The 17,101-nt window shown below is 39.9% G+C and carries 19 protein-coding genes; 17 read left to right on the forward strand and 2 right to left on the reverse strand.

Translation table 11 applies throughout. The features are described from left to right. Positions 1–180 precede the first annotated feature (180 nt). The 8 genes from JHD79_RS11600 to JHD79_RS11635 all read left to right on the forward strand — a co-directional run bounded on the left by JHD79_RS11600 (position 181) and on the right by JHD79_RS11635 (position 6,381). A complete protein-coding gene (locus JHD79_RS11600) occupies positions 181–636 on the forward strand; it encodes a heme-binding domain-containing protein (protein WP_199119403.1) in 456 nt (151 codons plus the stop codon). Next, entirely contained in the window at positions 633–1,400 is a 768-nt protein-coding gene (locus tag JHD79_RS11605; RefSeq protein ID WP_233164658.1) for a phosphatase PAP2 family protein, read from the forward strand. The genes JHD79_RS11600 and JHD79_RS11605 overlap by 4 nt, the downstream gene beginning before the upstream one ends. An 18-nt stretch (positions 1,401–1,418) precedes the next feature. Beyond that, a complete protein-coding gene (locus JHD79_RS11610) occupies positions 1,419–2,117 on the forward strand; it encodes a VIT family protein (RefSeq protein WP_199119404.1) in 699 nt (232 codons plus the stop codon). Between the two features lie 184 nt (positions 2,118–2,301). Continuing rightward, positions 2,302–2,724, forward strand: a complete 423-nt coding sequence (locus tag JHD79_RS11615) for a hypothetical protein (RefSeq protein ID WP_199119405.1) — start codon at positions 2,302–2,304, stop codon at positions 2,722–2,724. Between the two features lie 96 nt (positions 2,725–2,820). Continuing rightward, a complete protein-coding gene (locus JHD79_RS11620) occupies positions 2,821–3,396 on the forward strand; it encodes an HdeD family acid-resistance protein (protein WP_199119406.1) in 576 nt (191 codons plus the stop codon). 219 nt (positions 3,397–3,615) lie between these two features. Continuing rightward, positions 3,616–4,572 carry a L,D-transpeptidase family protein gene (locus JHD79_RS11625; protein WP_199119407.1) on the forward strand — a complete coding sequence of 319 codons (957 nt, stop codon included), beginning with the start codon at positions 3,616–3,618 and terminating at the stop codon, positions 4,570–4,572. Then, on the forward strand, positions 4,550–5,449 hold the full coding sequence (locus JHD79_RS11630) for a universal stress protein (RefSeq protein ID WP_199119408.1): 900 nt from the start codon (positions 4,550–4,552) through the stop codon (positions 5,447–5,449). The genes JHD79_RS11625 and JHD79_RS11630 overlap by 23 nt, the downstream gene beginning before the upstream one ends. Before the next feature lie 71 nt (positions 5,450–5,520). Continuing rightward, entirely contained in the window at positions 5,521–6,381 is an 861-nt protein-coding gene (locus JHD79_RS11635) for a universal stress protein (RefSeq protein ID WP_199119409.1), read from the forward strand. A 230-nt stretch (positions 6,382–6,611) separates the two neighbouring features. Here the strand turns inward: JHD79_RS11635 and JHD79_RS11640 are convergent, their stop codons facing one another. Then, the gene (locus JHD79_RS11640) at positions 6,612–7,154 is read right to left on the reverse strand and encodes a sigma-70 family RNA polymerase sigma factor (RefSeq protein ID WP_199119410.1); all 543 of its coding nucleotides are present in this window, start codon (positions 7,152–7,154) and stop codon (positions 6,612–6,614) included. A gap of 285 nt (positions 7,155–7,439) precedes the next feature. On the opposite strand from JHD79_RS11640, the gene JHD79_RS11645 reads away from it, so the two are divergent. The 3 genes from JHD79_RS11645 (at position 7,440) to JHD79_RS11655 (ending at position 10,531) form a co-directional block, all read left to right on the forward strand. Then, complete coding sequence (locus JHD79_RS11645; RefSeq protein WP_199119411.1) at positions 7,440–8,156, forward strand: TIGR00730 family Rossman fold protein; 717 nt, start codon at positions 7,440–7,442, stop codon at positions 8,154–8,156. 90 nt (positions 8,157–8,246) lie between these two features. Continuing rightward, positions 8,247–9,437 (forward strand): PAS domain-containing sensor histidine kinase, encoded by a 1,191-nt coding sequence (locus JHD79_RS11650; RefSeq protein ID WP_199119412.1) that lies wholly within the window; start codon positions 8,247–8,249, stop codon positions 9,435–9,437. A gap of 32 nt (positions 9,438–9,469) precedes the next feature. Then, a complete protein-coding gene (locus JHD79_RS11655; protein ID WP_199119413.1) occupies positions 9,470–10,531 on the forward strand; it encodes a response regulator in 1,062 nt (353 codons plus the stop codon). 53 nt (positions 10,532–10,584) lie between these two features. Here JHD79_RS11655 and JHD79_RS11660 read toward each other — a convergent pair whose 3' ends face one another. Beyond that, a complete protein-coding gene (locus JHD79_RS11660; protein WP_199119414.1) occupies positions 10,585–11,046 on the reverse strand; it encodes a universal stress protein in 462 nt (153 codons plus the stop codon). A 290-nt stretch (positions 11,047–11,336) separates the two neighbouring features. Here JHD79_RS11660 and JHD79_RS11665 point away from each other — a divergent pair, with 290 nt between their 5' ends. From JHD79_RS11665 to JHD79_RS11690, 6 genes are all read left to right on the forward strand, one after another. Continuing rightward, positions 11,337–11,984 (forward strand): PIG-L deacetylase family protein, encoded by a 648-nt coding sequence (locus JHD79_RS11665; protein ID WP_199119415.1) that lies wholly within the window; start codon positions 11,337–11,339, stop codon positions 11,982–11,984. Between the two features lie 31 nt (positions 11,985–12,015). Next, entirely contained in the window at positions 12,016–13,158 is a 1,143-nt protein-coding gene (locus JHD79_RS11670) for a glycosyltransferase family 4 protein (protein ID WP_199119416.1), read from the forward strand. Positions 13,159–13,169: 11 nt separating this feature from the next. Continuing rightward, a complete protein-coding gene (locus JHD79_RS11675) occupies positions 13,170–14,345 on the forward strand; it encodes a glycoside hydrolase 100 family protein (RefSeq protein WP_199119417.1) in 1,176 nt (391 codons plus the stop codon). Between the two features lie 105 nt (positions 14,346–14,450). Next, complete coding sequence (locus JHD79_RS11680) at positions 14,451–14,891, forward strand: hypothetical protein (RefSeq protein ID WP_199119418.1); 441 nt, start codon at positions 14,451–14,453, stop codon at positions 14,889–14,891. 74 nt (positions 14,892–14,965) lie between these two features. Further along, positions 14,966–15,388 carry an Hsp20/alpha crystallin family protein gene (locus JHD79_RS11685; RefSeq protein WP_199119419.1) on the forward strand — a complete coding sequence of 141 codons (423 nt, stop codon included), beginning with the start codon at positions 14,966–14,968 and terminating at the stop codon, positions 15,386–15,388. 462 nt (positions 15,389–15,850) lie between these two features. Then, complete coding sequence (locus JHD79_RS11690) at positions 15,851–16,912, forward strand: linear amide C-N hydrolase (protein ID WP_233164659.1); 1,062 nt, start codon at positions 15,851–15,853, stop codon at positions 16,910–16,912. Positions 16,913–17,101: the final 189 nt, after the last annotated feature.

Below are 17,101 nucleotides of genomic sequence, written 5' to 3' on the forward strand. Positions count from 1 at the left end.
GGCGTTTGTCAAAAATATAACAGTTCCTTAAGGTATTCGTTATTTCAAAGCATTCTAATTATAAATTGAATACAATTCAACAAGTTGAACATAAAATCGTTTATCTTAGAATGGGCCGAAGCTTAGCATCGTGGATAGGCTGCTAGAGAAAAAAGCTAAAGGAACTTTAAAAATAATGACATGAAACGCTTTAATTCCAAAAAACTATTGTTGGTTTTAGTTTTGATCCTGCTGGGCATTCAATTGTTCAGGCCAGAAAAGAATATTTCTATAGCTGTGCCTGCACAGGCCATATCGCCAACTTTGGTTCCAATGCAGGTGGGCACTATTCTCAAGACCAGTTGCTACGATTGTCATTCCAATAATACTTCTTACCCTTGGTATAGTCATATACAGCCAATTGCATGGTGGTTAAATAGCCACATAAAAGATGGTAAAAGGCATCTTAATTTTGATGAATTTGAAAGCTATCCCATTGTCAAGCAAAAGAAAAAGCTAGGCGAGATTGCAGCAACCGTAAAGAGCGAAGAAATGCCTTTGTCCTCCTATACTTTAATACACCGAAATGCCAGTTTAAGTAAGGCAGAACAACAAATTATTGTAAATTGGGCCAATCATTTAAAACAGGCCAAATGAAGAGCTACCTCGTTGTGATCATGCTTATGCTGACCTGCTATTGGCAAAATTTGAATGCACAAAATCAGGTTGTTCAGATAGATACACTTGATCATGAACAAGAGAATGCACATCAATTTTCAACTAAAAAACTGATCATACCAAGTGTATTGATTTCGTATGGTTTCTTAAGCTTGATTTCGGAACCCTTAAAAGAACTGAATGGGTCAACACGTTATGAAATCAATGAGCACCAGCCGGATAAGATAGTATTAGATAATTATACCCAGTACGCTCCAGCAATAGCAGTGTATGGCTTAAACCTTTTTGGCCTGAAAGGTAGGCATAACTTTAGGGACAGGACTCTGATTTATGCAACCTCACAAGTTATCGTTACGGCTATTGTATTGCCTTTAAAACATATCATTAAAGAAGAACGCCCTGACGGATCGAACCGTCTTTCTTTTCCTTCCGGGCATACTTCAACGGCTTTTTCGTCAGCTCAGTTTTTATTTCGCGAATATCAACAACAAAATTTCTTGTTGAGCCTTTGTGGTTACCCTATCGCCATTTTTACTGGTGTTTATCGTACATTGAACGATAAACATTGGGTAGGAGATGTGGTGGCTGGTGCAGGAATAGGTATCCTGTCAACAGAAGCGGCCTATTGGCTTTTCCCAAAGATCAATGGTTGGGTACAAGGCAAAAAAGATCCTAATGCAAGTATAGTCTATCCCTACTATCAATCCGGAGCAATTGGTTTAGGACTGATGAAAAGATTTTAAATCTCAAAATATACAGGTATGGCACTACATATTTTTGAAAAACATTATGTAAATAGGGTCGGATGGCTAAGAGCCTCGGTATTGGGGGCCAATGATGGGATTTTGTCAACAACCAGTATCGCTATTGGTGTAGCCGCAGCGGGTCCAGATCGAAATACCATTATTCTTGCCGCATTAGCGGGCTTAGTCTCGGGAGCCATGTCTATGGCGGCAGGAGAATACGTTTCGGTTAGCTCACAGGCCGACACCGAGAAAGCCGATCTAGTAAGAGAAGCGCAAGAGCTGAAAGAAATGCCCGAATTGGAACTTAAAGAACTGGCAGATATCTACAAAGAGAGGGGGCTAACCCCAGAATTGGCCCTGCAGGTGGCCGAACAGCTAATGCAGCACAATGCATTAGAAGCACATGCCAAAGATGAATTGGGTATCAACGACTTGACACAGGCTAAACCATTATTGGCCGCAATAGCCTCTTTTGCATCCTTTTCTCTAGGGGCTTTATTGCCATTTACGGTATCTATGTTCGCTCCCATCAAACAAATGATCTATTATCAATATGGCCTATCTATTCTTTTCTTAATGATACTTGGGGCAGTTGCCGCAAAGGCTGGTGGTTCAAACATTGGCATTGCCGTAGCACGTATCTGTTTTTGGGGTACGGTAGCCATGGCCATGACCGCTATGGTGGGACATTTCTTTGGGGTAAATATTACGTAGCTATAGAGAAACCTAAAATGTGTTTCGTAACACCTAATAACCAGCAAAAACATAAAAGCAAGATGGGATATGAAGTGATGGATATCATAAAAATAGTTTAATCCTAATCATTTAGGCAAAATAAAGATTAGCCTAATTTTAATACACCAGAGGGAAAAGGAGGCAACGCCGTATTAAAATAATAATGATGGAAAAACTCAGTAAGTTATCTGCCAAGTATTTGACCTATTATGTTCATGCACGAAGATGGAAATCGGAACTTGATTTTTTTACCATCGAAGTAGGCTTTTATATGCACGTATTTAGTGAAGAATTGATCAAATGGATTAAAAGTGATCAGCTGGAAACACTGAAACAACAGCTTATAAAGCTCACAGAGCTGATCAATGAAAAACATAAGATCAGTGAATTGCTAGAAAATCAGTTGCAAGACCTTGAATTAATGGCCGAGAATATGCTGTTGAAAAGTGAAGAGGAAATAGCCAAAGAACAAGTTAACTTGGAATATTTGATGAACGATCTGGTACATGAATTTAGGGAAACAAAAAAAATACTCTTCAAGAGTATAGAATATATAATAGCCGGGGCTAATCTAAAAGTAGGCTGAATGATATGATGTGTCCATACCCAACAATAGGAGGGAATAAATACACATTGGTACTGATAACGAATAGTAACAACAGATTCATAAATTTATACTGTGATGAAAAAAACAAACACAAGAAACATCTACTATGCAATTTCCAATTGGAGGTTAATGTTGTTTGCAGGGTTGCTCCTTATTTCCATAGGAATCTATTTGGTGAGTTTACCCTCCTATTCTTATTGGTCTATCAGTATAGCCTTTATTATCGGGATGTTGTTGACCGGTTTATTGGAAATTATTTTTGCGGTGACCAACAGTACCTATATTAAAGGCTGGGGATGGCTTTTGGTAGGAGGTATGATGGACTTCATATTCGGCATTTATATGGCAAACTATCCCCTGCTTTCACTATTGGTTATTCCATTTATAGTTGGAGCCTGGATGCTTTTTAGAGGGTTCATGGCCATAGGAAGTGCTATAGAGCTAAGGGCCATTGGTTTAACGGGTTGGGGTTGGTTATTGTTTTTGGGCGTTTTTATTATTCTTCTTTCCCTGATTATTTTAAGCTATCCTAATTTTGCCGCATTTAATATTGTGGTTTGGACAGGGGCCACCTTAATTATTTCAGGAGTGTTTCGCGTGGTACTGTCCATAAAGATCAGGAAGATTGAGCGTAGCATCAGGCACCTATAAAGCTGATCTGGCCTTCAAGAACGACCGCTGTCCGTACTATATTAGCTGTTCATTAAGGCATTTCTGGCGAGATGATCGGACCTATTTGTACCATGACGGTAGTCAATGTAACAGGTGATCTTTGTCAAGAGTTTTTGGGGTATACTATCATAATGGAACCTGATATAGGTCATAGGTAAACGATCAATAAATAGAGAGATTTACCTCATGAAGCTGAGTATGATAAAAACCTATGTTTATTCGATCTTTCTACTTTGTTCAACAGGTGTGGTTAAGGCTCAGGATAATTTGGTGGTTAAGGAAATTAGCACGTTGTTTGAAGAAAATGCTACACTAACAAAATTAAACTTTCCCAATTCAACTCAAAGGTTCTACCAAAATACCTTGCAACAGGTATGGACAAAAGCATCGGACCATGCCAATAAAACATTAGAAGCCATGTCGCTACTCAGTGGTGTATGTCAATTTGGTCTTTACCAGAATGATTATCAGTCAGATACGGTGTTCAATTTTAAAGTGGTGGTAGGAAAACCGCACAGCCAAACCCCAACCCTGCAAAGTTCTATTACCTATTTTACCACTGCTCCAGATTGGAGGGTTCCGCGTAGCATTTTCGAAAAAGAATTTTTGCCAAAAGCAATTAAGAACAACAACTATTTTAATGATAACCATTATGCTGTATATAACTTGGCGGGTCAATATGTCGAAACCAATGTAGCCAACCTTCAAGAGATTAGGAAAAATCCAGCTGCTTATTATGTAAAACAAAGTTCTGGATGTGATAATGCATTGGGTGTGGTCGTATTCAGGTTTGCCAATGCCTTTGATATCTATCTGCACGATACACCAGAACAGCGATTGTTCAATGAAGATAAGAGGGCTCTCAGCCACGGATGTGTAAGGGTGCAGCATGCCGAGCAATTGGCAGGGCTTTTACTGAAGCAAGATGGAGCAAAAGATAAAAATAGAGAAATGACCAATGCCATCAGCTCTCTCCAAAAGAAAGATTTTAAGCTTAATAAACCTATATCAATAAAGATTATCTATCTCACCTGTCTGATAAAAGATGGATTGCCGGTAAATTACGAAGATGTATACCAACTGGATCAGGAACTGGAAAAAATAGGCTTTACCATGCTAAAAATTAAGATCAATGAACTCACTAGAACAGTTTGAAATGAAAACGATTTTAATACCAACAGATTTTTCCAAGTCGGCAACCAATGCAGCAATCTACGCTCTGTATATGGCACAAGAATTAAACGCAAATATCATTTTGTGCCATGCGTTTATGGTGTTTGGGGAAACGCCAATGGCCACCCAGTTGGCTTGGCCAGCGTATGACTATGAGACGATGAAAAAAGAAACAGATGCATCATTAGGCAGCTTGAGCAAATTGCTTAATACTAAAGCAGAGGCTTTGGACAAGCTCAATTCCTTTCGGCCCACCATAACCTGCCATGCGGCAAGAGGAACGCTTGTCGATGTGGCAAGTAGCCTAATGACGGAAAATAAAATCTGCCTCATAGTAATGGGGGGATCTGAAAAGGGAGAAATTACGCAGTTTTTTATGGGAAGTAGCACACGCGAGATGATCGAATATGCCAATTGTCCAGTATTGATCGTACCACCTAAATTTGTATTTAAAAAGATCCGTAGAATGACATTTGCTACCGACCTTCGCCAGTCGGATATCAATATTCTCCATGTGCTCTCTACCATGGCCCTAAGGTTTAATGCCGATCTGATAGTGTCACATATTTTCTCGGGAAAGAAAATACAGCAAGATAAGGCAGAAACGATTTTTTTAAATGAGGTGACCAATAAGATCAACTACAACAAGATCTATTATCATGCGCTAAAAGACCAAAATATTACCAATGGATTGGAATGGATAAACGAACAGGGTAAGTTCGATATGATGGTTATGGTGCATCGTAAAAGAGGATTTTTGCAAAGATGGTTTGTACCAAGCCACACTAAAAAACAAATAGGTAATCTAGCTATTCCCTTAATGGTTTTTTCGGCAAAATCAAAAAACGTTCTCTACTGACTTTTAGATACTATCATTCGCTCACCTACCTGCGGTAAGCAGGACTTCATCAACCATTAAATCATATTCCGATGAAAACTATATTAGTTGCAACAGACTTAGCCATACCTTCAGAAAATGCTGCTCGATATACATTGGGACTTGCCAAGAAAATAAAAGCTGATATTTTGTTGTGTAATGCCATTAAAGTAGATAGGCAGTCCGACTTGTTCTTTCAGCCAAGAATGCCCATTCAAAACTACCTGGCACAAAAAAATGCAATAGACCTTCAGCTCGGTTTTCTGGCCAATAAGTTAAGGGCTGATATTGATACCACGGTCAGATCTTATATACCCATTATTTCCTTTACCAGCCGTACAGGTTCTATAACAGAAGTATTGCGTGAGGTACAGGAAGAACAAAAAATTGATATGGTGGTGATGGGCATGTATGGTGCACCGGAAATATCAAAGCTCTTGTTGGGCAGCAAAACAGCGGCCATGTTGGAAAAGATCAATCTGCCTTTACTACTCGTCCCTTTTAGCATGTTTTCCAGTCAGTTGAACCACGTGGCATTTGCCAGCGAACTCTGCGAACATGAAATGTCCGCTATTGCATTCCTGTTGGAGATTGTTCGTGCCTATAGTGCTACCCTATCCATAGTACATATCATTAAAGATGACCATGTTGATAATCAACAGCAAAATCAGGTAGAAGACTTCTTTAATAGAGTGTCTGCAATGGCAAATTATAGTAAAGTAAATCTTAAACAGATTGAAAATACGGAGATCGATGCAGGACTAAAACAATTAGGTAAACATGGCGCTATTGAAATGTTGGCGATGGTGCACCATCGCGATTCTATATTGAAAAGAATTTTTACGATTGGCCATGCCCAAAAGATGGCCAGTAACAGTAGTATTCCATTATTGGTTTTTCCGGCAACCGAGTAATGAAGGAAGTTGGCCTCTTTGAATGAACAGTGGGCAAATGATAACGTTATCTTTAAGGAGAATGATCATTTTGCAGTTGGCACTAGAATAAATCATAGCCCGCCAAACTTATTGCACTAACTGTTGGCTTTGCTGGAAATGGCCGCTAAACCTTATACCTGATGTTTCCCTGCCAATAGCAATAAACCTGTTCGAAGTTAAATTAATGAGCCGAGTGTTGGCCACAAATCCTAACGGCCAGTTACTGTACCATAATCTTTGAGCATATGCTTAAGTACTTTTCTTGCTTGGTAGATATTGGTTTTGATGGTCCCCATGGGTTTGCACAGCTTTTGGGCAATTTCCATGTACTTGAAACCCTCAAAATATAATTGAAAGGGAACAGATTGATCTTTTGGCAACTGGGCCAATGCAGCACTAAGGTCATCAAATATGAGTTTTGATTGAACACCACCCTCCACGCCCTGTTCCATGAAGTTTGCAACTTGAACTTTCCTAACCACATCACAGTAGTTTTGCGATCTTCTCAGTTTTCTGTAACCGTTAATAAAACTGTTCTTCATAATCACATGCAGCCATTTTTTTAAATGCGTTCCACTTTCAAAAGTATGCCAAAATCTACTGGCCTTTAAGATGGTTTCCTGTACCAGGTCCTTAATTTCATCGCTATCCGAAGTAAATCTTCTGGCCAAAAGTTTTAGGTTGTCTATTTCACTGATCAAGAGCCTATCAAATTCTATACGGGCCAATGAATTTTTAGGGAAAGATGCCATCTTAATATATTTTTATCAAATGTCGATATAAATGCAATGAACGGATATGATAGGGGTCAATCATATATATTGATCCTGTTACTCCATTGGGGCTATAGCTAAACTAGCCCCTACTTTTGCATTTAGATCGTCAAAAGGCGAAAAAAGATGGGGAGGGCCATATATTGCCTATACAGAGATGGTTCTACCTAACCTTCGTCAACCCAATACATGATCAACATCAAGTATGGCTAAAAAGAATAAGTCTAATTTTATTTCTATGGCAATTTCTAAAGCGCAATTAACATGAACAAATCAGAAATAGTTTTCCTCGAAGGGCCACACTCTAGATGGGCCGAATTCAAATTTACATTGCATACCATGTTGGAACTGATTAGGGGGTTTAGGGGGCTGCATTTTATGGGGCCATGCATTACCATATTCGGCTCTGCCCGGTTTAAAGAAGGGCATAGCTATTATGAATTTACCCGTAAGGCTGCAGCAGCTTTTGCCAAATTGGGCTTTACCATTTTAACAGGAGGAGGGCCTGGCCTAATGGAGGCTGCCAACAGGGGAGCAAAAGACGTAGGTGGTCGTTCGGTAGGCTGTAACATAGAACTGGCAAAAGAACAGCAGCCCAACCTATATCTAGACAAATGGGTAAATATGAAGCATTTTTTCATCCGAAAAATACTGTTGGTGAAATACTCTTTTGCCTTTGTGGTAATGCCTGGTGGCTATGGAACGCTCGATGAGTATTTCGAGGCCCTTACCCTAATCCAAACCAAAAAAATCAAGAACTTTCCGATTATTATTTTTGGAAAGGAATATCATGCCGAGCTGTTGCTGCATATTGAGCACATGAGAAAAAATGCAACCATAAGTGAAGATGATATGGAGCTCTTTTTGGTTACCGACGATATTGAAGAGGCTGTAAAACTTATTTCGGAAAAAAGCATAAAGCAATATGACCTAAAGCCAAAGCATAAAGTCAAGCCCTATAGGTGGCTTTTTGAAAAATAAGATTTTTAAGAACTTTGAAATAATGAATTGATAATTAAAGTGTTAGTTTGATGATGTAATTGCTTATATTTGATAAGATAGGCCTTAAGTATGGACAGTTCTAAACTACTTCATTCAATTATTGCCACCGCTATCGATGGAATTTTGACTATTGATGAAAGCGGAAAGGTAGAAAGCCTTAATCCGGCAGCACTCGATATATTTGGCTATACCGAAGCAGAAGTTATCGGTCAAAATATCTCTATGCTCATGCCAGAGCCAGACAAGAGCAAGCATGATAGTTATCTTCAAAACCATCAAAAAACAGGCGAAAAGAAAATTATAGGTAAGGGAAGAGAAGTAAGGGGATTAAGAAAAGATGGTTCTACCTTTCCTTTTAGGCTGGCGGTTAGCGAAGTGAACTACGGAGACAGGACCATATATACGGGTTTTGTACATGACCTGTCCAAGGAAAAGGAATCTGATGAAATGTTAAGGCGATATGCTTCAGAGCTAGAAGATTTGGTAAAGGAACGAACAAAATCATTAAATGTACTGATAGAAGCCTTAAGCGCAGCGAAAGAAGAAATAACCACTTCGCTCAAAAAAGAAAAAGAACTTAATCATATGAAAAGCAGGTTTGTTTCTATGGCCTCGCATGAATTTAGAACCCCGCTAAGTTCTATACAGCTATCTTCCATCCTCATTGAAAAATATGCCACAGCAACAGGTCAGACACAGATTATTAAGCATGTGAATAAGATCAATAATGCCGTGAGAAACTTAACCACCATATTGAGCGACTTTCTTTCTCTAGAAAGGGTAGAAATGGGAAATATTACACCGAGTTTAGATTCTTTTAACCTGCTTACCTTTGCTAAGGAAATTGTAGAGGAAATGCAATTGACGGCAAAAGTAGACCAACAGATTATCTATCAGCATAGTGGAGAAGAACAGATGGTTAAACTTGATCAGAACCTGTTGCGTAATTGTCTGATCAATCTTATTGGCAATGCCATTAAATATTCCGGAGAACATACTGCTATTGAATTTACCACATCAATAAGCCCAGAATATTATGGTTTTACTGTAAAAGACAATGGTATGGGCATTCCTGATGCAGATCAAAAAGAACTTTTTCACCCCTTTTTTAGGGCACATAATGCAGGCAATATTCCAGGTACCGGACTTGGACTGCATATTGTTCAACGGTATGCCCAATTAATGGGTGGTGAATTGAACTTTCAGAGCAAGCTTGGCGAGGGCGCAAAGTTCGAGCTCATTTTCAAAAGACAACTTTAATCTCCTAAATTATATTTTTAATCAATAATAACATGTCAGCGCAAACTAAAATCCTTATTATTGAAGACAATGACGACATCAGGGAAAGTACTGCAGAAATTTTGGAATTGGCAGATTTCGAAGTGTTTCATGCTACAGATGGTAAACAAGGTGTAGAGCAGGCCATTAAAATAAAGCCCGATCTTATCTTGTGTGATATCATGATGCCAGAACTGGATGGCTACGAGGTGCTCTATATGTTGGAAAAAAACCTGCATACCTCAACTATCCCTTTTATTTTTTTAACGGCCAAAAATGACAGGGTCGACATGCGTAGGGGAATGGAAATGGGGGCAGACGACTACCTGACCAAGCCTTTTGGAGAACTGGAACTGTTAAATGCCATTAGCAGTAGGTTGAAAAAATTCGACCACCATAAAAAAGTCTTTGGTAACTCGTTAGATAGTATAAATGAACTTTTTAACAATGCGCATGGTTTGGATGAACTTAAGCGCTTATTCTCCGAACGAAAGATTAGGCACATCAAGAAAAAACAGATCATTTACTACGAAGGCGATTCTGTTAACGGCATCTACCTTATTGCTTCAGGTCGGGTAAAGACCATGAAAATAGCTGAGGATGGCAGAGAGCTGCTCATTAGTATTTTTGGTCCCGAAGAGTATTTTGGGGTGGCAGCCCTTTTGGCCAATGAAGATTATAAAGAGACGGCCGAAGCTATGGAAGATACCTCTTTGTGCCTGCTGCCCAGGGAACTGGTGCAGGAACTGATCGGTAAGTATCCAGATGTGGCATCCAAGTTTATCAATATCCTAGCTAATAGTGTACTGGAGAGTGAACAGCAATTGCTGCAGCTTGCCTATTATTCGGTAAGAAAGAGAATGGCCGAACTGCTGCTCCGACTTAGACACCGGAGTGGTGAAGACGACCTGACCAAATTGAACATTTCAAGAGATAACCTCGCTTCGATGGCGGGCATTGCTACAGAAACGGTAAGCAGAATATTAAGTGATTTTAAAGAGGAGGGAATAATAGCCAAAGACCTCGGTCAGCTCATTATTTTAGATCAGCAGAAACTTGAAAAGATGAAGAACTGATCCACTTCCCCCTTAACCAATAACAATATAGCCCGAATGGCAGGTTTAATACCCTAATCAGGTTCTGGTACAATCACAATAGGTAATTTTACCCGATCTATCAAGTGTGTTATCTCTTCGGCAAGTAGACAATTGTTGCTTTGTCCGCCCATAATAACCATTAATAACGTTTTTTCATGGGCAATGCTCTGTGCATTATCGCCTAGCGTCCCTTCGTTATGAAACGCTGTTACCATTGGTTTGTATTTGGCTTGATGGCTTTCAATAAGCATACGCATTCTGTTGGCCTCCTTTTCCAAGTTGGCCTTGCTTTTCCCAATCAGCACATTATGGCTTTCGCTCGACTGGTTGTCGTAAGCCGAATTTGGCATAAAATAGGAATTGAACAATACAATATTGGCATTCAAGGCTTCTCCTAGTAATATAGCATGATCAGCGGCGTGTCTGGCACAGCTTCCAAAATCGGTAAGTACCAATATATTCTGGTCATCTTGTTTAATTTGATCAGCTTCCATGATAATCGATATTGATCGGGTTATAGGCAAAGATCAGAAGCTTCCATCAGAAATAAAGTGATCCATGTCAAACATAGCCATTGATGATAAACAGTCTGTGCGCATAAATGGAGTATGGCTGCACCAATTATTTATGTTTTTTAGCATTAAAGTGTTGGATTATAGGTGGGTATTTCGATTGGTATCATGGTTAAGGATGATGGCCATCATGTGCAATGGATGAAATATAGGGTAAATTGGCAGAAGGAAATAGAGAAAAATGCAAGGCTGATACAATCTTTTTACATACGATGACGAATCAACACAAAAGGGAAAAAGTGGCCATTATTGTAGCACACCCAGACGATGAAACCTTATGGGCAGGAGGAACATTGCTCAGTCATCCCAATTGGGAGTGTTTTGTCGTCTGTCTTTCTAGAAAAGATGACGATGAAAGAAAGCTTAAATTTACCCAGGCACTCAAGGTGCTACTGGCCAAGGGAATAATGGGAGATATGGATGATGGACCAGAACAAATGCCATTGGCCAATGAAGAGGTAAAGCTCAAGATATTGGAGTTAATGCCTTCGCTACATTTTGATATCATTATTACCCATGATCCAGCTGGCGAATATACACGGCACCTCAGGCATGAAGAAATCAGTAGGGCTGTAATCCATTTATGGAATGAAGATAAAATATACTGCAACCAGCTCCGAACATTTGCCTATGAAGATGGAAACAAGAAATATTTCCCAAGGGCCATAAAAACAGCAGATAGCTATATAAAGCTACCATTAAAGACTTGGAAATATAAATATGAGATCATGAAGAATATTTATGGTTTTGGTCTGCACAGTTGGGAGCTCAGCACCACGCCAAAACAGGAAGCCTTTTGGTTATTTGAGAAAAAGGAAGAAGCCATGCACTGGCTGGCCAAAAAGGAAAAACAGCAATAAAAGAGCAATCAAAGCAATAAGGATAAAATAGATGAAAATATTGGTATTATATGATTATCCACCCTCACCAGGAGGTCTGGCTACACAGGGAGATCTTCTTTATAAGGGGTTGTTGGAAATTGGAGTTGACGCACATGGTGTCAATTTTCAGTCCATGCAGGAAAAAGAATGGTACTATAAATGGTTCAAACCCGATGTGGTTATTGGAATTGGTTATTGGGGACATACCCCGCAAGTGGTGCTACACCCTATTGCACATGGCATGACGGCTGTGCCTTGGTTTGTGGCCGATGGTTATATAGCCAACTACCAGGACGTATTGAATAAACTACCGCTGATTTTGGTCACTTCCAATTGGGTAAAGGAAATGTATGTGCGAGATGGTATAGATGCTTCATTGATTGAAGTGGTTCCAGTAGGCTGTAATACAGAAATATTTATCCCTTTTGAAAAAAATGACCCTAAAATATTGGCGGTAAGAGAAGCATTGGGCATTAGGCCCGATCAACTGATGATACTGACCGTAGGTGGCGATGCGAGCTCCAAAGGGGGAAGAGAAGTAATGGAGGCATTGGCCCGTATTAATGTTCCAGTACCCGAATGGAAATATGTATGCAAAGTATGGCCACAACCCCGTACCGAAGCACAGAACGTTTCCGACCTGCAATTGGCCCAAGAGCTTGGTATAGCCAACCAGGTTACCTTTGCTACCAGTATCATTTCTAGAACGTTTGTGCCCTATCTGTTGGGTGCATGTGATATTTATGCGGCCCCCTCCCGATTGGAAGGATTTGGCATGCTTCAGGTAGAGGCAGGTGCCTGTGGTAAGCCCGTTATAGGTATTAATGCCATGGGTATGTTAGATACCTTGGTGCAAAATAAAACCGCATTTATGGCAGGAGTAGCCGAAAAAATCGTATTAGATGAGGTAGTGCTAGGGCCGGAGTCTGGATACAAACCCGGGACCCATTTACATTTCGATAAACCAAGAACGGTAGATTACCGGGCCGATATAAAAGATATTGAAACCGCATTGGTCATGCTCATGAATAACGAAGCCCTGCGAAAGCAAATGGGAATGGAGGGAAGAGAAAGAGTAGTGGCTCATTTCGACTATCGGGTGGTGGCCCAAAAAATGGTCAATGTGCTCCGTGAAAAATTAGGCATCAGTTAACAAAATGAATAATGAACTCATACCAAAGCCAAGAAATAGCATTAGCCAAACAGGCTGCTATTAAGGTCTTGCTCCATAATGCCCATGGACCTTTTCATGGCCTACCACGTACTGCAGGTTGGGGATATCCCGAACCCTATACCAGAGACCTCATGCTTTCTACATTGGGATTTGCCGTGTCGGGTAATGTTAAACTTGTCCAATTGATCGAACGTACCCTGGTCACGCTTTCCAAAAACCAGTCTGAAAATGGGCATATCCCTTCCATGGTACACGATGCCGAAAATCGTGGAGCTAGTGATACCACGCCGCTGTTTTTGTTGGCTACAGCTATATTTAGGGATTTATCAGGTCAATACCAATTTTTGGAAGAAGCGGTAAACAAGGCCGTAAAATGGATGGAGTACCAAAGACCATCAGACGACTATCTTATTGCACAACTGCCTACCAGCGATTGGCGGGACGAACAGTGGGTGCTTGGTTATGGACTTTATGTAAATACCATCGTGTACAGTTACCTAAGTATGTTAAACATGGATAAAGCTGCGGCCTACATTAGGGAACAGATGCATTGTTTTACCATTACCAAAAAAACAGTACACGCTCATGTACATGGTGGACTTACGGTTAAATACAAACCATATTATGCCATGTGGGCCTATAAGGTATACAGTAGTGAAAGATTTGACCTGCTGGGCAATTCGATGGCCATATTGTCGGGTATAGCCCCACCTACAAGAGCAGTGAAGATGACCAATTGGATTGCTCTCGAATGTAAGGAAATGATGAAAAAAGGTGAATTGGGTATCGATCTAGCCCCCAATTTTTTCCCCTTTATCTACCCGGGTCAACCAGACTGGATAGACCGTTATGCCGAATTTAATTTGCCTGGTCATTACCACAATGGTGGTGTATGGCCCTTTGTGTCGGCATTCCATGTGGCGGCTCTGGTGGCTGCAGGTAGGCCATCTATGGCATTGAATAACCTAATGGCCCTCACCCAACTGGTAAAGAAAGGTGTAAATACCGAACTGGAATACGGCTTTAATGAATGGTATGATCCGGTCAATGGTAAACCCATGGGCCAAGACTGGCAAACTTGGTCAGCAGCCCTCTATCTGTATGCAGCAGTTTGTGTAGAAACTAACCATACTCCGTTTTTTGATCAGATGAGAAAGAGGAATTGATGAACAATAGGGTTTAGGAAAACAAAGATGATTGCCCACTGTCATCTTTTCCAATGACGGGTGTCATAAATTGTTAACCATTAAGGTGGTAATTTTAAATAAAAAATGATGAAAACAATCAACGATAATGGTTTGAATACCGAACTACAGGAACTCTACCTGGTCAATAAGCAATGGTTGCAGGATCTCGAATTTTTGGATACCGAACTCAGGTTTTTAGAAAATCGTTTTGCCGAATCATTTGCGCCGTTAATGAGCAAGAACAATGTGGCCACCATGAAGGAGCTACTTATGGCAGCTACGTCCATCGATAAGGTAAATTTGCTTTTGAAAAAAGAGATCCACTCCTTCCTGAAACAAATAGAAGGACAGCTCTTAAAGCAGGAGGCAGATTTTGGAATGGAACTGCTCGAACGACATGCGCAGCTAATGAATGAAATAACTGAAATAATGCAAGCCTACCACTTGGTCAAAAGCAAGGTGTTCAAATTGGCGCAAAAAGCTTTGAAATCAGATCCCTACCTAAATGTGAGCGCTATAGGGTAGCTAATATTTGATCCATTGACTTTTGCCTTTTTTTGTAGGTCGAATTTGTGAAACATCACTTAAAATAAAATAATATGGATACGCTAGCAAAAAATACCAAATTACCAAAAGAACGGTCAATGACCGAAAATTTTTGGGACATTGACACCTTTGAAAATCCTGATGAACCCAGATACCCGGTAAATATCAGGGAAACAGATAGCAAATATGAATTGGAAGTGGCGGTGCCCAACTTTAGAAAGAAAGACTTTAAGGTAACTACCGAAAATGGTATACTCTCCATTATGGCCGAGTGTAGCAAAAACAAAAGTAAAACAGGTAATTACATTCGAAAAGAATTCTCGCATGCTTCGTTTACGGGTTCCTTTAGGCTCCCTGAAAATATAGCGGAAGACCATATCCTGGCCAAATATCGCAAAGGCCTGTTTGCCATTAGCCTTAAGAAATCAGACCAGCAGGGAAAACTGCTTAAAAAACACCTTATCAAAATTCGTTGATGTACATTATTAGGTATAGATTCCTCCTATCGTCGGAATGACAAGAAGGGGAGCAGAATTGCCAGAAAGAAAGTGGAACGGTGAAAAATGGGGGGAAGCCCCCTTTCTGGCCTGAATTGTCATCTTGAGCGCAACCTGTACCGATTTATCGGTTTTTTCAAAATCTAATGGGCGATCAATTAGTCATTTCCTCAACGAAGATTATAGCACCGCAACACACCAATGGAAGGAATTGATATGGGACGGGTAATGGTTTTTCTGATGTGAAGATAAAAAATGGCGTTTTAAGTGTAAACTTTGAATGACTAGGGGGTGTTTTTAGCTAAATGGGGGCTACAATTATAAATTACTTCCAGCCGAATAGAAACTTGTGGTGATAACTCAAATTATGCTAATAAAAAGATTTTTTTTAAATTTATTAATTTAACAATTGTCTTTAATTAACTTAAAAATCTCATTTTTATGAAAATCACTAAATTTATACTAACTACAATGGTATTAACCGTTGTTTCTGTATTTGGCGCACCGGAAAAAATGGACGCCTGTACAAGAGTGGTTTACAAGGGGCCGAACAATACAATCCTTACCGCCAGGAGCATGGATTTCACCATCCCTATTCCTTCTAACTTATGGCTGTTCCCCAGAGGAATGGAACGTGACGGAAGCACAGGGAAAAACACGGTGAAATGGAGCGCTAAATATGGCAGTATGACCACTAGTTCTTGGGATATTGCAGTATCAGATGGAATGAATGAGAAAGGTCTTGTTGCCAATCTGCTTTGGCTTGTAAGTTCAAAATATCCTCAGTTTTCGAAAGAAGGTAATAGTAAAAAAGGCTTATCCGTTTCATTATGGGCACAATATGCTTTGGATAATTTTGCTACAGTAGCCGAAGCTGTGGAAGAGTTTAAGAAAGAAGCATTTGTAGTGGTGACAGATTTTATCCCAGGAACTGATAAATTTACAACAGTACACTTGTCCTTATCAGATGCCACTGGCGACAACGCTATCTTGGAATATATAAACGGTAAGTTAGTAATCCATCACGATCCTTCTTATACTGTAATGACAAACGACCCGGTATTTGAAGAACAATTAGCCATAAACGAATATTGGAAAGGCATTCCTGGTAATATATTTCTTCCTGGCACTAACAGAGCGGCAGATCGATATGTTCGTGCCTCCTACTATATCAAAGCCATTCCGCAAACAGACGAAACCAGAATTGCTGTAGCTGGGGCCTTCAGTGTCATCAGACAGTGCTCTGTTCCTTATGGTATTTCTACCGAAGGTTTCCCAAATCTATCCACTACCAGATGGAGAACTGTTTCTGACCAGAAAAATCTGGTATATTATTTCGAAGATGCCCTTAGCCCAAATGCCATTTGGGTTGATTTGAAAAAATTGGATTTCAGTAAAACTGGAAAAGTCAAAAAACTTGCATTAGATAAAAACCAAATTTATGCAGGAGAAACTTCTAAGCAATTTGTTGAAACAAAACCTTTTGTATTCCAGGGTATTTAGGTTATGAAAATTCACAACTTAAAAATGGTATTGATGAAGTTGCGCTCATTATGAGCCCTCTTTTGGTCGTACTTACTATTATAAGTAGTTAGATGTGCTAGGAATATCTCATCTCGTGATGTTGTTCGGGACTTGTTCGGGAAAATGGCCCTTTTAGCGAAGCCGACTCGAACAAGCCCCGAACAACAC

It is taken from the genome of Pedobacter sp. ASV28 (assembly GCF_016428855.1).
In the GTDB taxonomy this organism is placed as follows: Bacteria; Bacteroidota; Bacteroidia; order Sphingobacteriales; family Sphingobacteriaceae; genus Pedobacter.

Excerpts from the sequence above, each read along its gene's own strand:
- JHD79_RS11600 (WP_199119403.1), top strand. The coding sequence starts at position 181 with ATGAAACGCTTTAATTCCAAAAAACTATTGTTGGTTTTAGTTTTGATC.
- JHD79_RS11605 (WP_233164658.1), top strand. The coding sequence starts at position 633 with ATGAAGAGCTACCTCGTTGTGATCATGCTTATGCTGACCTGCTATTGG.
- JHD79_RS11610 (WP_199119404.1), top strand. The coding sequence starts at position 1,419 with ATGGCACTACATATTTTTGAAAAACATTATGTAAATAGGGTCGGATGG.
- JHD79_RS11615 (WP_199119405.1), top strand. The coding sequence starts at position 2,302 with ATGATGGAAAAACTCAGTAAGTTATCTGCCAAGTATTTGACCTATTAT.
- JHD79_RS11620 (WP_199119406.1), top strand. The coding sequence starts at position 2,821 with ATGAAAAAAACAAACACAAGAAACATCTACTATGCAATTTCCAATTGG.
- JHD79_RS11625 (WP_199119407.1), top strand. The coding sequence starts at position 3,616 with ATGATAAAAACCTATGTTTATTCGATCTTTCTACTTTGTTCAACAGGT.
- JHD79_RS11630 (WP_199119408.1), top strand. The coding sequence starts at position 4,550 with ATGAACTCACTAGAACAGTTTGAAATGAAAACGATTTTAATACCAACA.
- JHD79_RS11635 (WP_199119409.1), top strand. The coding sequence starts at position 5,521 with ATGAAAACTATATTAGTTGCAACAGACTTAGCCATACCTTCAGAAAAT.
- JHD79_RS11640 (WP_199119410.1), bottom strand. The coding sequence starts at position 7,154 with ATGGCATCTTTCCCTAAAAATTCATTGGCCCGTATAGAATTTGATAGG.
- JHD79_RS11645 (WP_199119411.1), top strand. The coding sequence starts at position 7,440 with ATGAACAAATCAGAAATAGTTTTCCTCGAAGGGCCACACTCTAGATGG.
- JHD79_RS11650 (WP_199119412.1), top strand. The coding sequence starts at position 8,247 with ATGGACAGTTCTAAACTACTTCATTCAATTATTGCCACCGCTATCGAT.
- JHD79_RS11655 (WP_199119413.1), top strand. The coding sequence starts at position 9,470 with ATGTCAGCGCAAACTAAAATCCTTATTATTGAAGACAATGACGACATC.
- JHD79_RS11660 (WP_199119414.1), bottom strand. The coding sequence starts at position 11,046 with ATGGAAGCTGATCAAATTAAACAAGATGACCAGAATATATTGGTACTT.
- JHD79_RS11665 (WP_199119415.1), top strand. The coding sequence starts at position 11,337 with ATGACGAATCAACACAAAAGGGAAAAAGTGGCCATTATTGTAGCACAC.
- JHD79_RS11670 (WP_199119416.1), top strand. The coding sequence starts at position 12,016 with ATGAAAATATTGGTATTATATGATTATCCACCCTCACCAGGAGGTCTG.
- JHD79_RS11675 (WP_199119417.1), top strand. The coding sequence starts at position 13,170 with ATGAACTCATACCAAAGCCAAGAAATAGCATTAGCCAAACAGGCTGCT.
- JHD79_RS11680 (WP_199119418.1), top strand. The coding sequence starts at position 14,451 with ATGATGAAAACAATCAACGATAATGGTTTGAATACCGAACTACAGGAA.
- JHD79_RS11685 (WP_199119419.1), top strand. The coding sequence starts at position 14,966 with ATGGATACGCTAGCAAAAAATACCAAATTACCAAAAGAACGGTCAATG.
- JHD79_RS11690 (WP_233164659.1), top strand. The coding sequence starts at position 15,851 with ATGAAAATCACTAAATTTATACTAACTACAATGGTATTAACCGTTGTT.